The organism is Streptomyces sp. NPDC079167, assembly GCF_040686735.1.
Classification (GTDB): domain Bacteria; phylum Actinomycetota; class Actinomycetes; order Streptomycetales; family Streptomycetaceae; genus Streptomyces.
Genome location: NZ_JBFBLO010000016.1, coordinates 86,980 through 106,328 on the forward strand (window position 1 = coordinate 86,980; position 19,349 = coordinate 106,328).

Sequence of the window (19,349 nt, forward strand, 5' to 3'; positions counted from 1 at the left end):
GTGCGGGCCCCCGGTGCGGGTACGCCTCAGACTTCCGGCCTCAGCATCGGAGGGTTGAGTACGGTCGCCGCCCCCGCCCGGAACAACTGTGCGGGCCTGCCCCCCTGCCGTGTGGTCGTCCCGCCGGACGGCACCAGGAAGCCGGGCGTGCCCGTGACCTTGCGGTGGAAGTTCCGGGGGTCGAGGACCACACCCCACACCGCTTCGTACACCCTGCGCAGCTCCCCCACCGTGAACTCCGGCGGGCAGAAAGCCGTGGCCAGCGAGGAGTACTCGATCTTCGAGCGGGCCCGCTCCACCCCGTCGTCGAGGATCCTCGCGTGATCAAAGGCCAGCGGCGCGGACTTCTCGCCGTCGCGGGCGAAGCCACCCCCTGGCCCGAGCAGGTCTTCCACCGGTGCCCAGCGCGCGCTGTTCGCGTCCCCGCCCGCGCGCGGAGCGGGGAGGTCGGGCGCGAGCGCGAGGTGTGCGACGCTGACGACTCTCATCCGGGGGTCCCGCCCCGGGTCCCCGTAGGTCGCGAGCTGTTCGAGATGGGCACCGTTCCCGACTGCGGGGGCGGACGGATCGTGCGCGCAGAGCCCGGTCTCCTCGACGAGTTCACGCGCTGCCGCAGCACCGAGGTCCTCATCGGTCCTGACGAATCCCCCGGGCAGTGCCCACCGCCCCTGGAAGGGCGATTCGCCACGGCGCACCACCAACGCGCAGAGGGCGTGACGTCGTACCGTGAGGACAACCAGGTCGACGGTGACTGCGAAGGGCGGGAAGGTCGACGGGTCGTAGGGCGGCATGCGGAAATCATAGTCGTCTTCCTGACGATAAACACTCCCTTCGCCACACCGGTTCGCACGCCCGGTCCCGGTCGCCTCCCCCGCGTGAAAGACCCGGCCGGCACTTACGTCCGCCCGGGGCGGAGAACCGTCAGTCGCGGCTCCTGGCACCGCGCTGACCCAGCCGTCGGTCGGTGTCGCGGGCCCGGCCCCGGCTCAGGGACGAGCCCGGACGGGAGACGACGGCGCCCGGTGCGGACCGTTCCGTCGTCCTCCGTGCACGCCTGGCGGCCGCGGTGCGCGGGGCCCGGACCCCGGTCCGTCGCTCCGGGCGGTGCCCGCTGCCGCGTTTCTGCGGGGCGGCGGCGCCTCCCCTCTCGCGCAGCGTGCGCTCCCCGCGGAGACAGCTGCGCAGCGTCTCCGGATCCAGTCCTTGATTGCACGCCTGGTGCAGCAGCTGGGCGAAGGTGTAGTCGGGGTCCGCCCGCAGAGCGAGTCCCAGTGCCACCCTGGCGCCCGCCTCGTCGCCGGTGGACCACGAGACCCAGCCGGCCAGCGTGAGCGGCGCCGCGGCGTGTTCCACGTACGGCCCGACGCACCGGCGGGCGAGAGCGCGCCACAGCCGGAGCGCCGTCTCGGCCTCGGTGCCCTCCATCCACTCGGCGGCCCGGTCCCTGGTCTCGCGGTCCTGGAGGCCCAGGATCACCGCCGCCGCCTCGTCGGGTGCGATCAGGACGTCGTCACCGCCGTCCGTCCACGCCGAGCCGGAGGGCGGTGCGTTCCCCATGCGTTCCATGAGGTCCCGGGCGAGCGCGAGTGTCTCCCGCGCCACCTCCCCGCGCCCGTCGGCGTCGAGGATGCGCGAGACGAGGACGGCACCCGCCGAGTCCAGGGCCCGCTCCTGCTCCTGCGCCGCCGCGGAGTCCCACGGCACCAACCGCGCCTCCATGTCCCGAAGCGATCCACGCACCTGGACACCGGCGTAAGCGGCTGCGGCCGCCATCACCGTGGTGCCCGGGAGCGCCAGCGGGCTGCCCTCGGGCGGACAGCAGCGGTCGTCGGGGCAGCAGTACGACCAGTAACGGCCGTCGGAGATGCAGAGCGCTTCGAGGACGGGCACGTCGAGCGCCCCGCAGGCGGTGCGCAGCCGCTGGGCGAGCGGCCTCAGCCGCTCCATGGTCTGCGGGGCGGTCTCGCCCTCCGCCGGATCCTGGCAGAGGAAGACGACGATCGCGTCCGGGCGGGATTCGTGCCTCTCGCTTCCCGCGATCAGGCTTCGCGCCAACTGGTCGGCGACCGGTGCCCACTCCTCCGGTTCCGGCGGGATGCCCAGCCTGAGCCGGCCGCCGAAGCGGCCCCGGCCACCGTGCAGGGCCACCATGACCACACTGTCGTTCGGATGGAAGCCCATCAGGTACGGAAGGGCGTCGGCGAGTTCGGCGGGGCCCCGCAGGGTGACCTGCTGGGCATCGGACGGTCCGGTGGTTTCCTCGTGCTTGTTCATGGCATGACCGTCCCGCGGGCCACCGATTTCCGCGACCCCTGTGGATAACTTTGTCCACAGGCATGGATCACCGTTCGCGGTTTGTCGTAGGCATCGGGTTGCATGGGGACATGACCAACGCAGACCGCGCAGCGCTCAGGGCCTCGGCCGATTCCGTACTCGCCCGTCTGGTCGGGGACACCACCGGCACCGCCCGGCTGCGTGAGGACCAGTGGCGGGCCATCGAGGCCCTCGTCGCCGACCGGCGCAGGGCCCTGGTCGTCCAGCGGACCGGGTGGGGCAAGTCCGCGGTGTATTTCGTGGCGACCTCGCTGCTGCGCGCCCAGGGCAGCGGGCCGACGGTGATCGTTTCTCCCCTGCTCGCCCTCATGCGCAACCAGGTGGCGGCGGCGGCCCGGGCCGGTATCACCGCCCGCACGATCAACTCCTCCAACACCGAGGAGTGGGACACCGTCCAGGCCGAGGTGGCGGCGGGCGAGGTGGACGTGCTGCTGGTCAGTCCCGAGCGGCTCAACAATCCCGATTTCCGGGACCAGGTGCTGCCGCGCCTAGCCGCGGCCACGGGGTTGCTGGTGGTCGACGAGGCGCACTGCATCTCCGACTGGGGCCATGACTTCCGGCCGGACTACCGAAGGCTGCGGACCATGCTCGCCGATCTCCCGGCGGGCGTTCCGGTGCTCGCCACGACGGCCACCGCCAACGCACGCGTGACCGCGGACGTCGCGGAGCAGCTCGGCACGGGGGCGGGCACGGACGCGTTGGTGCTGCGGGGGCCCCTGGACCGGGAGAGCCTCAGCCTCGGGGTGCTCCAACTGCCCAACGCCGCGCACCGTCTGGCCTGGCTGGGCGACCACCTCGGAGAACTGCCGGGCTCGGGCATCATCTACACGCTCACGGTCGCGGCCGCCGAGGAGATCACGGCCTACCTCCGCCAGTGCGGACACACGGTCGTGTCGTACACCGGCCGGACGGAGAACGCCGACCGGCAGCAGGCCGAGGACGATCTCCTGGCCAACCGGGTCAAGGCCCTGGTGGCCACGTCCGCGCTCGGCATGGGGTTCGACAAACCCGACCTCGGCTTCGTCGTGCACGTGGGGTCCCCGTCCTCGCCCATCGCCTACTACCAGCAGGTCGGGCGCGCGGGCCGTGGAGTCGAGCACGCCGAGGTCCTGCTGCTCCCGGGCAAGGAGGACGAGGCCATCTGGCAGTACTTCGCCTCGGTCGCCTTCCCGCCGGAGGAACAGGTCCGCCGGACTCTCGACGTCCTCGCCCAGGCCGGCCGGCCCCTGTCGCTGCCCGCCATGGAACCTCTGGTCGACCTGCGACGCACCCGCCTCGAGACGATGCTCAAGGTGCTGGACGTCGACGGTGCGGTGAAGCGGGTGAAGGGCGGCTGGATCTCCACGGGCGAACCGTGGGTGTACGACGCCGAGCGCTACGCCTGGGTCGCGCGGCAGCGGGCGGCCGAACAGCAGGCGATGCGCGACTACGCGTCGGGGACCGGATGCCGCATGGAGTTCCTCCGGCGCCAGCTCGACGACGAGGAGGCCGCGCCATGCGGACGCTGTGACAACTGCGCGGGCGCACGGTTCGACGACAAGGTCTCCACGGCCGCGCTCGACGCGGCGCGCGGCGAGCTCGGCAGGCCGGGTGTGGAGGTGGAGCCACGCAAGATGTGGCCCACGGGGCTCTCCGCGGTGGGCATCGATCTCAAGGGCCGCATCCCGGCCGGCGAACTGGCCCTGCCCGGCCGCGCGCTCGGCCGGCTCTCGGACATCGGCTGGGGCAACAGGCTCCGCCCACTGCTCGCGGCCCAGGCCCAGGACGCCCCGGTGCCCGACGACGTGTCGAGCGCGGTCGTCACCGTGATCACCGACTGGGCGAAGGGCCCCGGCGGCTGGGCCTCCGGGGCCCCGGACGCGGCACCCCGGCCGGTCGGAGTCGTCACGGTCGCCTCACGCCGCAGGCCCCGGCTGGTCCACTCGCTCGGCAGCCGTATCGCCGAGGTCGGTCGGATGCCCCTGCTGGGCACGGTCGCCTACGCCCCTGGCAGCGAGGACCTGCGCATCTCCCAGACCAACAGCGCGCAACGGGTGAGGGCGCTGCACGAGGCCCTGGTGGTGGAGCCCGCACTGGCGGAGTCACTCGCGTCCGCGGGGGGCCCCGTCCTGCTCGTGGATGATCTCTCCGACACCGGATGGACACTCGCCGTCGCGGCACGGCTGCTCCGGCGTGCGGGAGCGGAGGGGGTGTTTCCGCTGGTCCTCGCAGTCCAGGCCTGACAATTGGCTTCGTCCGTCGCCGAGCGGGCAGGGATATCCGTGTCATTCCGTCAGATACCAGTCAGCCGCGCCAATTGCTCGTTGCCGCCTGCCGGTGCGACAGGAAGAATTGGAGTCGCTCCCCGCACGGTCTCTTCGCGGGCCCGGAAGGGCTGTGCCGCGGCGCGCCCTCACTCGACCCTGCCCGCACCGTGGGCGCGTAGCGAAGGGAGGACCGTGACCTTCGGATTCGCTCCGTCCGCAGCCACTTCACTGTCGGCGTCCGCAGGCTCCGTCAACCACGTCGCCAGGATGCTCGAACCGGCCGAGTGGGCCGCGGCGGGCATACCTCTGCTGCGCAGTCCGCGGGAGGTCGTCAGCGGCCTCCACGCCCGGCACAGGCCGACTCCGGCCACCGCGGTCGTCGCGGTCCTCGACCATGAGGAACGGCTCACGGCCAGCGCCTCGTTCGCCCGGCGGTCCACCGTGGCGACGGACGGCTGGGAGTTCCGCAACGCCCTGCTGGCACACCTGCGCCGGGTGATCCCGCACGATCTGCGCCGCCGCACCCCCGTGCGTACCGCCGTACTGCTCTACTGCCGCGAGGGCGACGAGCGTTGGACGGAGGAGGACGGGGCGTGGATGTGGGGGCTTCGGGACGCCTGCACGCTGCACGGTCTCCGTTGCGGGGCCTACATCACTCTGACCCGGGAAGGCTGGCAGGTCCTCGGTGAGGGCCGGGGCGGCCGCAGGCCGACGATGCTCTCCACGCCGTCGGCCCTGGCGGACACCTCGGCCGGCCACGACCCGGGTCCGCTCCGCACCGGGGGCGGCGCAGCCGAGGCACTGCGGCGAGGCGCCGCCCGTTGAAACGGTACGTGGGCCCTGCCGTCCTCACGGACGGCAGGGCCCACGTACCTGGGGGCCTACGGACCTACCGGCCTACGGCCTACGGCTCAGACTCCCGCGCCGAGCGCCGAGTTGATCTGCTGCGGGTCTCCGCACACGATCAGCAGAACGCCGGCGCGCTCTCGCACGCCGGACAGTGCACGGGCAGCCGCGTCGTCGAGGTCGCTGTTGACCGCGACAACGACGACGGGACGGCCGGCGGACCGGCCGGCGTCGGCCGTGCCGGCGAAGAAGACGTCGTCACCCGCGTCGTGCTGCGCCCAGTAAGCGGCCTCCCCGAAGGAGAGTTCGTGAGCGGCCCAGGGGTGCTGTTCGCCCGTGGTGAGCACCAGGATGTCACCAGGTGCCCGCCCGGAGTCGAGCAGCAGGTCGACTGCCTCGTCGGCGGCGTCGATCGCACCGCCGGCCGGGGCGGGGATCAGCTGGAACTGTGCTGCCGGGCGTTCTTCGGGCAGCTTCTGCCCGGCACGGGCAGGGGCCGGAGCAGCGGGAGTGACGGATGCGGGCTGCGGGCGCTGCGCCGGGGGCGCGGGCCTCGCGGGGCCGCGGCCCGGGCTTCCGGGACGCGGTGTGGCCGCGGAACGCGGGCCGGGTACGGGACGGGGGGTCGGCGCGGTGCGGCCGGCGGCCGGAGTGACGCGGGGACCCTGGGCGCTCTCGGGAATCTGAGGCTCCTCGGGGATGAGAGGCATGAATGGTTGTCTTTCGCAGCCGACGCGAACACGTCGGCGGTGGGGTGCGCCTGTGCGATCAGAAGTCGAAGCCGAGCTGGCCCCCGCTTTCCAGTGCCGCCGCCTCGGCGGAGAATCGGACCTTCTTCAGGTGCTGCCACCTGGGCAGCGCGTCGAGGTAGGCCCAGCTGAGGCGATGGTGAGGCGTAGGCCCCCGCTCCTCCAGCGCGGCCCGGTGCACCGGTGACGGATAACCGGCGTTCGCGCCGAAGGCGAAGTCTGCGTACTCCCCGGTGTCCGCGCCCAGTTCGGCCATCATCGTGTCCCGGTGGACCTTGGCGATCACCGAGGCCGCGGCCACGGCGATGCAGGACTGGTCGCCCTTGATCACGGTACGGACGTTCCAGGGCGTTCCGAGGTAGTCGTGCTTGCCGTCGAGGATCACGGCGTCCGGCCGCACGGGCAGAGCGTCGAGCGCCCTGACGGCCGCGAGACGGAGCGCCGCGGTCATGCCGAGGTCGTCGATCTCCAGTGGTGACGCATGCCCCAGCCCGTAGGCCGTGACCCACTTCTCGAGCAACGGGGCGAGTTCGGCCCGGCGCCTGGGACTGATCAGCTTGGAGTCGGTGAGTCCCTCAGGGGCTCTACGGAGACCGGTGACGGCCGCGCACACGGTGACGGGGCCGGCCCACGCTCCGCGTCCGACCTCGTCGACACCGGCGACGGTCCTGGCACCGGAGGTAGCGCGCAGTGAGCGCTCGACGGTGTGCGTGGGTGGTTCGTACGGCATGGCGCCTGCCAGGTTACGCCGATGGGCACGGCAAGAACACCCCGGGGCACCGTGCAGCACGTCGGCACGTGTCCGGCCGTGTCCGGAAACACCCGCGGTGAGCACTGCGGGCCGCGCTGCGAGCCGTACGCCGAAGCGTCACCGACCTCGCCCTGGCACGGGTGTGCCCCCGAACGCCCCGGCGGTGACCAGACGTTCGGGGTGGCCCACCTCAGTACGGGTCGTAGGAGTCATCCTCGTCTGCGTCCCGCCCGTCCGTCTCCGTTCCGAGGCCGCGGCAGTCGGTCCCACGGTCCTGTACGGGGTGTTCCTCCAGGATGTCCCGGGCCCTGACCTCTCCCCAGCTGGAGGAGTACCACGGAGTGTCCAGGAGGGCGAGATCACTCCGGTACTTCTCCAGCACACAGGACCTCAGAGGCTCAGGCAGCCCGTCCAGGGCCGGTACGGCGTCGGCGGAGAGCCCCTTGAGGTACTCGAGGTCGATCGTCCTGTCGCTGCCGTACCGCTCGACGTTCTGTTCGGCGATCAGTCCGTCGGGCGAGAGCAGCCCGAAGGCGAGCACGCCGACGGCCGCGCTCACGGCGACCGCGCGCGGCAGCAGCCTGGCGCCGAAGACTCCGGCCGCGAGGATGAGGATCAGCACCACTCCGAGCCAGAGCTCCACAGCGGCGACGGAGATCCGCAGCCGGGTCAGCCCGAAGGCGTCCACGTAGAGGTCCATGCGGCGCAGCGCCGAGGCCACGACAACGAGGGTCAGCACGCACAGCGCCCCGAGGACGCTCCGGACCAGGACCCGGTCGCGCGGCCCGCCGCGCGGGGCCCAGCGCAGGGCGAGGGCGATGACGAGCAGGGTCAGCACCGTGGCCCAGAGGAGCTGCCAGAAGCCCTGGCGGGCGTACTCGGCGGGCAGCAGACCGGTCTCGTCGAGCACCTTGTCGTACCCGCCGAGCAGGACGACGAGCTGGAGCGTGATGAACGCGGCGAAGAGCAGGTTGAGCACGATCAGGGGAAGCGCCCACTCCGCCCTGTTCCTGGCTTTGCCCGGCCGTACGGTGATCCCGTCCCAGCGCACCGGCGCGGCGGCGCTGTACGCGGCGGCGAGTGCTCCGACGAGGCCGAGCGCGAAGAGGAACAGCCGCCAGGGGCTGTCGCCGACGGTCACGTCGGGGGTGAGGCTGCCCAGGAGGTCGGCGAAGGCGGCGTCCGCGGAGGCGAAGAGCGCGCCGAACACGATGAGCAGGACCACCGCCACCGCAGTGCTGCGCACCACGGTGCGCACACGCCCCCGGGAGTCGTCCGCGCGGTCACGCACCCCGCGCCACCCCCAGCGCATACCGGCCGCCACGGCGGGGAACAGCCCCAGCGAGCCGAGCAGCACACCCGGCCAGCTGCGGCTTCCGTGCAGGACGAGGGAGCCGAGGGCGAGCGCCGACACCACTGCGAGGAAGACCGGCCACCCCGCTTCCCGGAGCGCCGGAATCACCAGGAGCGCCAGGCCGCCCACCGCCCACACCGCGGTCCAGGGGCGCAGCCTGCGCCCCGCCGAGCGTGCGGCGAAGAACGCCCCCAGGGCTGCGGGCACGGCCACGATGAGCAGATTGGGCCCGAGGCCGTCACCGAGCAGCAGGGCGCTGAGCAGGGCCGTGGCGAGGACCGCCCAGAGCGTGGCGGGCCCGATCGCGGGCGGAGAGGGAGGCATCAGCCGGGACAGCACGCCGACCGGCTGATGCCTCCCAGGGCGCCGCCAGACGTCCCCCGGAGGCGGCGGCCGAAGATAGGAGGGCACTTCCGGCACATCGGGGCCGGCCTGCTGCGGCGGCACCTGGGCGGAAGCGCTCGCGGGCTTGCCCGCCGCCTTCGCCCGGCCGGGACTGCCGGGTGCGGTGCGGGGCACCTCGCCCCCCGCCCCGGTCACGGGGCGTGCCGCGGATTGCTCCGCGTCGCCGGGCTCCGGTGACGTCTCGGGCCGGCTGGACGCGTCGGACGACTGATCGGACATGGGACCCCTCCCCCACCGGGGTCCGCTCGCGCGGCCACATCGCGGCGCGTCGGCCCCGGCGTCTCTAGGCGCACACCCACCAAGATCAATGAGGGCGGCATGGCCGAAAGAGTAAGTCGCGCCTGGACCGTTCGGCCGGCCGGGGCCGCTGCTGTGGCAGGACCGTGACAGTAAAAGTGCCATGCCACGGGCGTGAAGGGGTCACCGAGGTCGCCGCACACCCGCTGGAAGCGGACTCCGCGGACGGTCAGCGGCGCGCCGGCGCGGACGGCATCCAGTCGGGCAGCTCTTCCGTCCGTGCCAGCCAGCCGGCCGGAGGGGCACCGACAGGCTCCGCGGCGACGATCCCGCCGACGATGGCGCAGGTGGTGTCCACGTCGCCGCCCGCCTGTGCCGTCACCCAGAAGGCCTGTTCGAAGTCACCCAGGTGCCGCGCGGCCGACCAGAGGGCGAAGGGCACGGTGTCGTGCGCACTCGTACGGCGGCCGTTGCCGAGCACCGCCGCGACCGTCCCGGCGTCCCTGTAGTCGAGCATGTCGCGCGCCCTGCGCAGCCCGGCCCCGACAGCGCTGCGCGGGATGAGGCCGACGACGCCGTCGATCAGGTCCTCCGGCGTCGGCGGCCCTCCCGGCGCGGCGACGAGGGCGGCGGCCGCGGCGACGGCCATCGCCCCCACGACGGCCTCGCGGTGCTGATGGGTGGTGTACGAGGAGATCTCGGCCTGATGGATGGCCTGCTCCGGATCGTCCGCGTACCAGGCGCCCAGCGGGGCGATGCGCATCGCCGAACCGTTCCCCCAGGAGCCCTGGCCCTGGAAGAGCGCCGATGCCAGCTCGCGCCAGGCGCCGCCTTCCCGAACCAGCCTGAGCAGCCGGTTCACCGCGGGCCCGTAACCCCGGTCGAAGTCGTGGTGCCGGGCGAAGGAGTGGGCGAGTTCGTCCTGGTCGACGCGCTCGTGCGCGGCCAGCACGGCGAGCACGGAGCAGGCCATCTCGGTGTCGTCGGTCCACTGCCAGTCGCCGGGAGGCAGGCCGCGGTTCTTGAGCAGGGGGTAATGGGCCGGGACGAAGAACTGGGAGCCGAGGGCGTCTCCCACGGACAGTCCACGCAGGCTGGCCAGAGCGCGTTCGAAACGGTCGGAAGCGGAGTCAGCGGTCATCGCTCCGCCACTCTATCCGGTGCGGCCGTAGGGCTCAGGGGTGCGCCACCGCCGAAAGGGCCGGTCGAGCGTATAGCGGCCGTCCTCACCCAGCAGCAGGGTCCTGGATTCACCGTTCCCGGGGTTGGACAGCGACTCGAATTCCGCCACCGACCAGTGGAACCAGCGCATGCAGAAGAGCCTCATGGTCAGCCCATGGGTGACCAGCAGAACGTTCGGCGGGTGGCCGGGGTCCTCGAAGCTGCGGTGGAGGCTCTCCAGGAACGCGTCGACCCGGTCGTAGACGTCGGCACCGGACTCGCCCTGCGCGAAGCGGTAGAAGAAGTGCCCGTACGCGTCCCGGTAGGCCTTCTGCAGCCTGACGTCTTCACGGTCCTGCCAGTTCCCCCAGTCCTGCTCGCGCAGCCGGGGCTCCTCCCTTACACGGACGTGCTCCGGTTCGAGGGCGAAGGCCCTGAACGTCTCGTGGGTGCGCCGGTAGGGCGAGATGTAGACGCTGACACGCTCGTCGCCGAACGTCTCACGTAGCCGGGAACCCGTCTCCTCCGCCTGACGCAGCCCGTTCGCCGTGAGCCTGAGCGCGTGGTCGGGCTCACGTTCGTAGACCGTGTCGTCGGCATTGCCCTCGGACTCACCGTGCCGGACGAGAACGATGCGTTTCGGTCGTGCCATGTACCGAACCCTAGATGCCGTCCGGCCCGATCGAGCAGTTGTACGGGCTCCATCGGGCGTATGTGACCAAGGAAACGGCCGCACGGGGCCGGAGCAGACCGTTCACGACGGTTCGAGCGTACGGGCCCGGGTCAGACCGTCCGCGACGGTTCGAGCGTACGGGCCAGGCCCGGGTCAGACCGTCCACGACGGTTCGAGCTGCACCACGTCGCCCGTCAGTGACTCGACATCCCGCTCGGTCTCCGCCCGTGCCGAGAGGCGGGCGGCGCCCTCCGGCCGGTACTTGCCGCGTTCGGCGCTGGACTGCCACATGGACAGCACCAGGAACTCATGCCCCGGGGCCTGGCCGAAGACTCCGCGCAGCATCCCGGGAGAGCCCGCCATGGCCGGGTTCCACACCCGCTGCTGCATGAGCGCGAAGTGGTCGACGCGGTCCTCGCGCACCTGGCTGTGCGCGACCCTGACCACATCCGCGTCGGTGAAGTCCGGCTCGAATCCGGTCTTCACGTCGAAGCGGTACTCGAAGAGCTTGACCTGCATGTCCTTGTACATGCCGGACTGTGCGGCGGCCAGCCGGTCGTGTCCGCGGGCCATGAAGGAGTCGTAGAAGACCCGGTTCTCCCAGAACGCGAATACGTGGGCGACTTCGGGCTGCCCTCGGCTCCACCCGCCGCTCTGACTCCGGAATCCCGGCTCACCGAGCAGCGCCGCCCACTTCCGCTGCCCCCGCTCGAAACCGCGGCGGTCCACCACGGTGCAGCGAATCCACTTGACCAGCACCGCGCCATCGTACGGCGCCCGGCGTGGCGCGGGTCACGCTCCGGGCGGCCGGGGCCCGCCGGCATCCCGCGACACACAACTCCGGCCACACGATGGCCCGAAAACGACGTCCGTTTCCAACGCGGTTGGATCCACGGACAGTTACGGACATGATCTGAGGAGGCAAGCGGTCCGTCGGTCCAGCAGCGAGGAGGCACGTCCGATGAGCACTCCCAACAAGGACATCGAGAAGGTCGAGGTGAGGGTCAAATGGGACCCCAGCGACGTCGGTGAGCCCGCCAACGACCTCGACATCATCGCGGCCACCTACGGGACGGAAGCGCCCTACGGCAGTCCCGTCTATCTCGTGCACTTCGACAGCAGGTCACCGGACGGGACGATCACGCTGAACCGGGACAGCCGGACGGGACAGGGCTTCGGCTTCGACGAGGTCATGACCCTCGAACTGGACCGGCTGTCGGACGCGTACTCCAGGGTGGTGGTCGGCGTGGCCATCCAGCAGCGTGACGGCCACAAGACCTTCGGTCAGATAGAGCACACGGCCGTACAGATCCGCGAGGGCTACACCAGCCTCGCGGAGGACGACTTCGCCGCAGTGCCGGCGGCCACCGCCGCGGTCGTCGCGGAATTCGTCCGGGACACGTCCGGGGCCTGGGGTTTCCACGGCTCGGTGCGCGGGTTCGACGGCGACCCCGACGCGTTCGCCGCGGAGATGGGGAGCCGCCCGGGAGCGTGACGGGGTTCCGCTCGCCACGGCCGGCTGACCGGCAGCCCGAAGGGGACCGGCCACCGGCCGGTCCCCTTCGTGAGCTGCTGGTCAGCTGCCCGGGCGGGCCGTACCGGACATTCCGTCCGGTACGGCTCCGCTCGTTCTCAGCTGCAGCCGCTGGTCGATCCGCAGCCCTCGCAGATGTAGCAGGACCCGGCGCGCTGCATCTTCGTGCCGCACGAGAAGCACAGCGGCGCGTCCGCGCTGATGCCGAGCTGCATCTCGACCAGTTCGGCCGAGGTGTGCGCGGTCTTGGGAGCCGGCTTCTCCGCGGCGCTCTCCTCCGGGGACGCGACGGCCTTCAGCGGCTCCACGTGCGCGGGAGCGGACTGGGCCAGGCTCTCGGAGCCGAGGTCGTCGTCCCCGAAAGCGGGCTCGTACGAACCGGTGTCGAGGTGACGCTGACGCTCCTCGGCCGAGTGGATGCCGAGCGCGGAGCGCGTCTCGAAGGGCAGGAAGTCGAGCGCCAGGCGGCGGAAGATGTAGTCGACGATCGACTGCGCCATCCGCACGTCCGGGTCGTCCGTCATACCGGCCGGCTCGAAACGCATGTTGGTGAACTTGGAGACGTAGGTCTCCAGCGGTACGCCGTACTGCAGACCGACCGAGACCGCGATCGAGAAGGCGTCCATCATGCCCGCGAGGGTGGAACCCTGCTTGGACATCTTCAGGAAGACCTCACCGAGACCGTCGTCCGGGTAGGAGTTCGCGGTCATGTAGCCCTCGGCGCCGCCCACCGTGAAGGAGGTGGTGATGCCGGGACGGCCCTTGGGCAGACGCTTGCGGACCGGACGGTACTCGACGACCTTCTCGACCGCGGCACGGATGGTGTCCTCGGTCTTCGCGGTCACCTCGTCCTTCTTCTCCTCCCACTTCTTGGTGGAGAGGGGCTGGCCGACCTTGCAGTTGTCGCGGTAGATCGCGAGCGCCTTGACGCCCATCTTCCACGCCTCGAAGTAGACCTCCTCGACGTCCTCGACGGTGGCCGTCTCCGGCAGGTTCACCGTCTTGGAGAGCGCGCCGGAGATCCACGGCTGGATGGCCGCCATCATCCGGACGTGACCCATGGCCGAGATGGAGCGCTCACCCATGGCGCAGTCGAAGACCTCGTAGTGCTCGGTCTTCAGGCCGGGGGCGTCGATCACGTTGCCGTTGTCGGCGATGTGGGCGACGATCGCCTCGATCTGCTCCGGCTGGTAGCCGAGACGGCGCAGGGCCTGCGGGACCGTGCCGTTGACGATCTGCATCGAGCCGCCGCCGACGAGCTTCTTGAACTTGACCAGGGCGAGGTCGGGCTCGAGGCCGGTGGTGTCGCAGGACATCGCGAGACCGATGGTGCCGGTCGGGGCGATGACCGACGCCTGGGCGTTGCGGAAGCCGTTCTTCGCGCCGAGGCGGAGCACGTCCTGCCATGCCTCCGTGGCGGCGGCCCAGACCGGCGAGTCCAGGTCGTCGACGTGGACGGCCACGGCGTTGGCGTCCGAGTGCTGCTTCATGACGCGCTGGTGCGGCTCGGCGTTGCGGGCGTAGCCGTCGTACGGGCCGACGACCGCGGCGAGCTCGGCGGAGCGCCGGTAGGACGTACCGGTCATCAGCGAGGTGATCGCGCCGGCGAGCGCACGGCCGCCGTCGCTGTCGTACGCGTGCCCGGTGGCCATCAGCAGGGCGCCCAGGTTGGCGTAGCCGATGCCCAGCTGGCGGTAGGCGCGGGTGTTCTCGCCGATCTTCTGGGTCGGGAAGTCCGCGAAGCAGATCGAGATGTCCATCGCGGTGATGACCAGCTCGACGACCTTGGCGAAGCGCTCGGCCTGGAAGGACTGGTGGCCCTCGCCGTCGTCCTTGAGGAACTTCATCAGGTTCAGCGAGGCCAGGTTGCACGAGGTGTTGTCCAGGTGCATGTACTCGCTGCAGGGGTTCGAGCCGTTGATGCGGCCGGACTCCGGGCAGGTGTGCCAGTGGTTGATCGTGTCGTCGTACTGGATGCCGGGGTCCGCGCAGGCCCAGGCGGCCTCCGCCATCTTGCGGAAGAGGGACTTGGCCTCGACCTCTTCGATGACGTCACCGGTCATGCGCGCCCGCAGACCGAACTTCCCGCCGGCCTCGACGGCCTTCATGAACTCGTCGTTCACGCGGACCGAGTTGTTGGCGTTCTGGTACTGGACGGACGTGATGTCGTCGCCGCCCAGGTCCATGTCGAAGCCCGCGTCGCGCAGGGCGCGGATCTTCTCCTCCTCCTTCACCTTGGTCTCGATGAAGTTCTCGATGTCCGGGTGGTCGACATCGAGGATGACCATCTTGGCCGCGCGGCGCGTGGCGCCACCCGACTTGATGGTTCCCGCGGAGGCGTCGGCGCCCCGCATGAAGGAGACCGGGCCGGAGGCGTTGCCGCCGGAGGAGAGCAGCTCCTTGGAGGAGCGGATGCGGGACAGGTTCAGGCCGGCGCCGGAGCCGCCCTTGAAGATCATCCCCTCTTCCTTGTACCAGTCGAGGATCGACTCCATGGAGTCGTCGACGGCCAGGATGAAGCAGGCCGAGACCTGCTGCGGCTGGGGCGTCCCGACGTTGAACCAGACCGGCGAGTTGAAGCTGAAGATCTGGTGCAGGAGGGCGTACGCCAGCTCGTGCTCGAAGATCTCGGCGTCGGCGGGGGAAGCGAAGTAGTTGTAGTCCTCGCCGGCCTTCCGGTACGTCTTCACGATCCGGTCGATGAGCTGTCGCAGACCGGTCTCGCGCTGCGGCGTGCCGACAGCTCCCCGGAAATACTTGCTGGTGACGATGTTGACCGCGTTCACCGACCAGAAGTCGGGGAACTCGACGCCACGCTGCTCGAAGTTGATCGAGCCGTCGCGCCAGTTGGTCATGACGACGTCACGGCGCTCCCACGCGACCTCGTCGTACGGATGCACGCCGGGAGTCGTGTGGATGCGCTCGATGCGCAGGCCCTGCTTGGTCGCAGTCGACTTGGCTCCCTTGGTTCGGGAACCTCGTGCCGGGCCGCTCGCCGTCTCTGTCATGCCGCCTCCCATATGTGGGCAAAAACGCCCTGAAGTGCCCAGTTCTTCCCAGGGCACAGTGTGTGTCTGATGCTCCGGACGTCACGCAGAACGTCTCGGAACAGGTCTGGTGCCGCCTGTCGCCGGCTCCGCCGCCCCTGGGGCCGGCTCGGTGGATCAATCAGCGGCGACTGCGGCGGGCGCGGGGACCTCCACGGTCCCGCCGCTCCCGCATTGCTCTGCGCGGGGCCGCTCCTCACGGAGCTCCGCGATCGCGGTCTCGAAGTCTTCGAGGGAGTTGAACGCCCGGTACACCGATGCGAAACGCAGGTACGCGACGAGGTCGAGCTCCTGCAAGGGGCCGAGTATGGCCAGACCCACGTCGTGCGTCGTCAGCTCGGCGCTCCCCGTGGCCCGCACGGCTTCCTCGACCCGTTGTCCGAGCTTCGCCAGTGCGTCCTCGGTGACGGGCCGTCCCTGGCATGCCTTGCGGACCCCCGAGATGACCTTGGTGCGACTGAAGGGCTCGGTCACGCCGCTGCGCTTGACCACCATCAGCGAACAGGTCTCCACCGTCGTGAAGCGACGGGAGCAGTCGGGGCACTGACGGCGCCGTCGGATCGACGTCCCGTCGTCCGTCGTGCGACTGTCCACGACCCGACTGTCGGGGTGCCTGCAGAAGGGGCAGTGCATGTCTCCGAACCCTCCCTCACAGCACGACTGAATAGCCCTCCGTGCCCTGTTCAGGGCCCCTGAGGACGGTCACCAGCATAGGCGATGAACTCGGCCCTGACGGACCGGGGACCACTACTTATGGGCGATGCAAGCAAGGCGACCACTACATCTAGGGTTTCGCTCCACTTTCACCCTCGCGCGTGTCGCGCTCCCCCGGGGGCCGGGTGGCAGCCTACGACCCCGCACGAGGGTACGGGAAACGCACGCGCGTCCGGACTGCGGGTGCTGCCCGGCGGGCAGCCCCAGGGGGGCCACGAAGGGCACACCACGGCACGCCGGGGACGCACCCCCGCGCACGGAAAGAGACCGGCGGAACGCTAGCGTGGACCCCCGGAACCGCGCTCGATTCCGGTACGTCGCATTCAGCTCATACACCTCTCGGCAAGCGCGCGACAGCCCTTTATTTGTTTTTCACTCGAACGTGTGTTTGGCGCAACCTTTCGAAAGCTACTACCGTTGCCTAACTAGGGAGACCATTCGAGAGGGGCCGACGTGACCACCACCGCAGACAGTGCCACCATCACTGCCCAGGACCACCGCTCCCAGAGCCGACTTGAGCCGGTGCATGCCATGAATGACTCAGTCATGAACGCGGAGGGGCCAGAGCCCACACGCCCCGCACGCTCCTTGCCCGGCCGACCTCCTGGCATCCGGGCGGACAGCTCAGGGCTCACGGACCGGCAGCGGCGCGTGATCGAGGTGATCCGGGATTCCGTGCAGCGGCGGGGCTATCCCCCGTCGATGCGTGAGATCGGCCAGGCGGTGGGGCTGTCCAGCACCTCGTCCGTCGCCCACCAGCTGATGGCTCTGGAGCGCAAGGGCTTCCTGCGCCGCGACCCTCACCGGCCGCGCGCCTACGAGGTCCGGGGCTCGGACCAGCCCAGTACCCAGCCGACCGACACCACCGGCAAGCCCGCCGCGTCGTACGTGCCGCTGGTCGGCCGGATCGCCGCCGGCGGTCCGATCCTCGCCGAGGAGTCCGTCGAGGACGTCTTCCCGCTCCCCCGCCAGCTCGTCGGTGACGGCGAGCTCTTCGTGCTGAAGGTCGTCGGTGACTCGATGATCGAGGCGGCGATCATGGACGGGGACTGGGTCACGGTCCGGCGCCAGCCGGTCGCGGAGAACGGCGACATCGTGGCAGCCATGCTGGACGGCGAGGCCACGGTCAAACGGTTCAAGCGCGAGGACGGCCATGTATGGCTGCTCCCGCACAACTCCGCCTACCAGCCGATCCCCGGTGACGAGGCGACGATCCTGGGCAAGGTCGTGGCGGTGCTGCGGCGGGTGTGAGTTCCGCCGGTTCGGACCGGGCCCCGGGATCCCTGCGCCGATCCCGGGGCCCTGGCGCTTCCGCGGTGCTCATTGAGCGGTCTTGGCCGCCGCGTCGATGGCCGCGAGCGAGCGCCGCGCCTGGTTGCGGTCCGTGGTGTACCAGAAGTCGGGCAGCGAGGCGCGGAGATAGCTTCCGTACCGCGCGTTGGCCAGCCGGGGGTCCAGGACCGCGACCACGCCCTTGTCGCCCATGGCCCGGACGAGCCGGCCCGCGCCCTGGGCCATCAGCAGCGCCGCGTGGGTCGCCGCCACGGCCATGAAGCCGTTGCCGCCCGCCTCCTCGACCGCCTTCTGCCGGGCGCTCATCAGCGGGTCGTCCGGCCGGGGAAACGGAATCCGGTCCATGATCACGAGCTGGCAGCTCGGGCCGGGGACGTCGACGCCCTGCCAGAGGGACAGCGTCCCGAACAGGCATGTCTCGGGGTCCGCCGCGAAATTCTTGATCAGCTCGCCGAGCGTCTCCTCGCCCTGCAGCAGGATCGGCTTGTCCTGCCTGCCCCGCAGTTCCTCGGCAGCCGCCTGGGCCGCCCGCATGGACGAGAACAGGCCCAGGGTGCGACCGCCCGCCGCCTCCACCAGCTCCGCGAGCTCGTCGAGCATGTCGGAGCGGGAGCCTTCCCGGCCGGGCGTGGCCAGATGCCGGGCGACGTACAGAATGCCCTGCCGCGGGTAGTCGAAGGGCGAGCCGACGTCGAGCCCCTTCCACTGGGGGATGCCGTCACCCGCCGTGCCCTCCGGCGCGAGACCGAGCGAGGCCCCCACCCCGTTGAAATCGCCGCCGAGCTTGAGGGTGGCCGAGGTGAGCACCACCGAGCGATCGGCGAACAGCTTCTCCCGCAGCAGCCCGGACACGGACAACGGGGCGACCCGGACCGACGCCCCGAAGCGGTCATGGCGCTCGTACCAGACGACGTCGTACTCCGAGCCCTGGGTGATGCGCTCCGCGACACTGTGGATGGACTCGACCGACGCCATCGCCTGCTTGCGCACCGCGTCCTCGTCCTGGACGTTCTTGTCGCGGGTGCCTCCGAGTGCGGAGATCACCGCACGGGCGGCGTCGCGCAGGGCCATCAGCGCGTAGCCGAGGTCTTCGGGCACCTCTTCGAGGCGCCCCGGGAGCGCCAGCTCCATGACCCGCTCGAACCCCTCGGACGCGGTCAGCAGGGCGTCGGCCGCCTTCTCGTTGACCAGCTTCGCCGCACGGCGCACCGCCCTGTTGACCTGGCCGGGGGTGAGCTCACCGGTGGCCACCCCGGTGACCCGGGAGACCAGCTCATGGGCCTCGTCGACGATGAGCACCTCGTGCTTGGGGAGCACCGGCGCGCCTTCGATCGCGTCGATCGCGAGCAGGGCGTGGTTCGTGACGACGACGTCGGCGAGCTTGGCCCTCTCCCTGGCCGCCTCCGCGAAGCACTCGGCCCCGTACGCGCACTTGGTGGCGCCGAGACACTCACGCGAGGAGACGGAGATCTGGGACCAGGCCCGGTCCGAGACACCCGGCGTCAGGTCGTCCCGGTCGCCGGTCTCCGTCTCGTCCGACCAGTCCCGCAGACGCAGCAGGTCCTGGCCCAGCTTGCTCGACGGCGCCGCCGCTTCGAACTGGTCGAAGAGCCCCTCCTCCTCGTCCTGCGGCGCCCCCTCGTGGAGGCGGTGCAGACAGAGGTAGTTCGACCGGCCCTTGAGCATCGCGAACTGCGGCCGGCGGCGCAGCAGCGGGTGCAGCGCGTCGACCGTACGCGGAAGGTCCCGCTCCACCAGCTGGCGCTGGAGGGCCAGGGTGGCCGTGGCCACCACGACCCGCTCGCCGTGGGCCAGCGCCGGCACCAGATAGCCGAGGGACTTGCCCGTGCCGGTGCCGGCCTGGACGAGCAGGTGGGCGTTGTCGTCGACAGCCTCGGCGACGGCCTCGGCCATGGAGACCTGGCCGGGGCGCTCCGTACCGCCGACGGCGGTGACGGCGGCGTGGAGGAGCTCGGGGAGAGATGGCTTCGTCATAGCGCGTCCA

At 70.9% G+C, this 19,349-nt stretch carries 15 protein-coding genes; 4 read left to right on the forward strand and 11 right to left on the reverse strand.

Annotated features, from left to right (window positions below; all coding sequences use genetic code 11):
- Positions 1-26: 26 nt before the first annotated feature.
- Positions 27-791 (reverse strand): NUDIX domain-containing protein, encoded by a 765-nt coding sequence (locus AB0P41_RS28545; protein ID WP_356710221.1) that lies wholly within the window; start codon positions 789-791, stop codon positions 27-29.
- Between the two features lie 130 nt (positions 792-921).
- Positions 922-2,274 carry a DUF4192 domain-containing protein gene (locus AB0P41_RS28550; protein WP_365934899.1) on the reverse strand — a complete coding sequence of 451 codons (1,353 nt, stop codon included), beginning with the start codon at positions 2,272-2,274 and terminating at the stop codon, positions 922-924.
- Positions 2,275-2,384: 110 nt separating this feature from the next.
- Between AB0P41_RS28550 and AB0P41_RS28555 the strand changes: the two genes are divergently transcribed.
- Complete coding sequence (locus AB0P41_RS28555) at positions 2,385-4,556, forward strand: RecQ family ATP-dependent DNA helicase (protein ID WP_365934901.1); 2,172 nt, start codon at positions 2,385-2,387, stop codon at positions 4,554-4,556.
- A gap of 216 nt (positions 4,557-4,772) precedes the next feature.
- Positions 4,773-5,405 (forward strand): hypothetical protein, encoded by a 633-nt coding sequence (locus AB0P41_RS28560; RefSeq protein ID WP_356710215.1) that lies wholly within the window; start codon positions 4,773-4,775, stop codon positions 5,403-5,405.
- An 86-nt stretch (positions 5,406-5,491) separates the two neighbouring features.
- Here the strand turns inward: AB0P41_RS28560 and AB0P41_RS28565 are convergent, their stop codons facing one another.
- The 6 genes from AB0P41_RS28565 to AB0P41_RS28590 all read right to left on the reverse strand — a co-directional run bounded on the left by AB0P41_RS28565 (position 5,492) and on the right by AB0P41_RS28590 (position 11,515).
- Positions 5,492-6,136: a hypothetical protein gene (locus AB0P41_RS28565; protein WP_356710213.1), complete on the reverse strand. Its 645-nt coding sequence runs from the start codon at positions 6,134-6,136 to the stop codon at positions 5,492-5,494.
- A gap of 58 nt (positions 6,137-6,194) precedes the next feature.
- The gene (locus AB0P41_RS28570; protein ID WP_365934903.1) at positions 6,195-6,905 is read right to left on the reverse strand and encodes a ribonuclease HII; all 711 of its coding nucleotides are present in this window, start codon (positions 6,903-6,905) and stop codon (positions 6,195-6,197) included.
- Positions 6,906-7,116: 211 nt separating this feature from the next.
- Positions 7,117-8,904, reverse strand: coding sequence for a DUF4153 domain-containing protein (locus AB0P41_RS28575; protein ID WP_356710209.1), 1,788 nt, complete (start codon positions 8,902-8,904; stop codon positions 7,117-7,119).
- 247 nt (positions 8,905-9,151) lie between these two features.
- Positions 9,152-10,063, reverse strand: a complete 912-nt coding sequence (locus AB0P41_RS28580; RefSeq protein ID WP_365934905.1) for an ADP-ribosylglycohydrolase family protein — start codon at positions 10,061-10,063, stop codon at positions 9,152-9,154.
- Positions 10,064-10,075: 12 nt separating this feature from the next.
- Positions 10,076-10,735, reverse strand: a complete 660-nt coding sequence (locus AB0P41_RS28585) for a histidine phosphatase family protein (RefSeq protein WP_356710205.1) — start codon at positions 10,733-10,735, stop codon at positions 10,076-10,078.
- A gap of 174 nt (positions 10,736-10,909) precedes the next feature.
- Positions 10,910-11,515 carry a YdbC family protein gene (locus AB0P41_RS28590; protein WP_365934907.1) on the reverse strand — a complete coding sequence of 202 codons (606 nt, stop codon included), beginning with the start codon at positions 11,513-11,515 and terminating at the stop codon, positions 10,910-10,912.
- 202 nt (positions 11,516-11,717) lie between these two features.
- Between AB0P41_RS28590 and AB0P41_RS28595 the strand changes: the two genes are divergently transcribed.
- Positions 11,718-12,251 (forward strand): TerD family protein, encoded by a 534-nt coding sequence (locus AB0P41_RS28595; RefSeq protein ID WP_356710201.1) that lies wholly within the window; start codon positions 11,718-11,720, stop codon positions 12,249-12,251.
- Positions 12,252-12,388: 137 nt separating this feature from the next.
- On the opposite strand, the gene AB0P41_RS28600 is transcribed toward AB0P41_RS28595, so the two are convergent.
- Both AB0P41_RS28600 and nrdR read right to left on the reverse strand, forming a co-directional pair.
- Positions 12,389-15,298, reverse strand: coding sequence for a vitamin B12-dependent ribonucleotide reductase (locus AB0P41_RS28600; RefSeq protein ID WP_365934909.1), 2,910 nt, complete (start codon positions 15,296-15,298; stop codon positions 12,389-12,391).
- 156 nt (positions 15,299-15,454) lie between these two features.
- Positions 15,455-15,970 (reverse strand): transcriptional regulator NrdR, encoded by a 516-nt coding sequence (nrdR, locus tag AB0P41_RS28605; RefSeq protein ID WP_356710197.1) that lies wholly within the window; start codon positions 15,968-15,970, stop codon positions 15,455-15,457.
- Between the two features lie 534 nt (positions 15,971-16,504).
- Between nrdR and lexA the strand changes: the two genes are divergently transcribed.
- On the forward strand, positions 16,505-17,302 hold the full coding sequence (lexA, locus tag AB0P41_RS28610) for a transcriptional repressor LexA (RefSeq protein ID WP_104789571.1): 798 nt from the start codon (positions 16,505-16,507) through the stop codon (positions 17,300-17,302).
- Positions 17,303-17,371: 69 nt separating this feature from the next.
- On the opposite strand, the gene AB0P41_RS28615 is transcribed toward lexA, so the two are convergent.
- Entirely contained in the window at positions 17,372-19,339 is a 1,968-nt protein-coding gene (locus tag AB0P41_RS28615; protein WP_356710194.1) for an ATP-dependent DNA helicase, read from the reverse strand.
- Between the last annotated feature and the right edge of the window lie 10 nt (positions 19,340-19,349).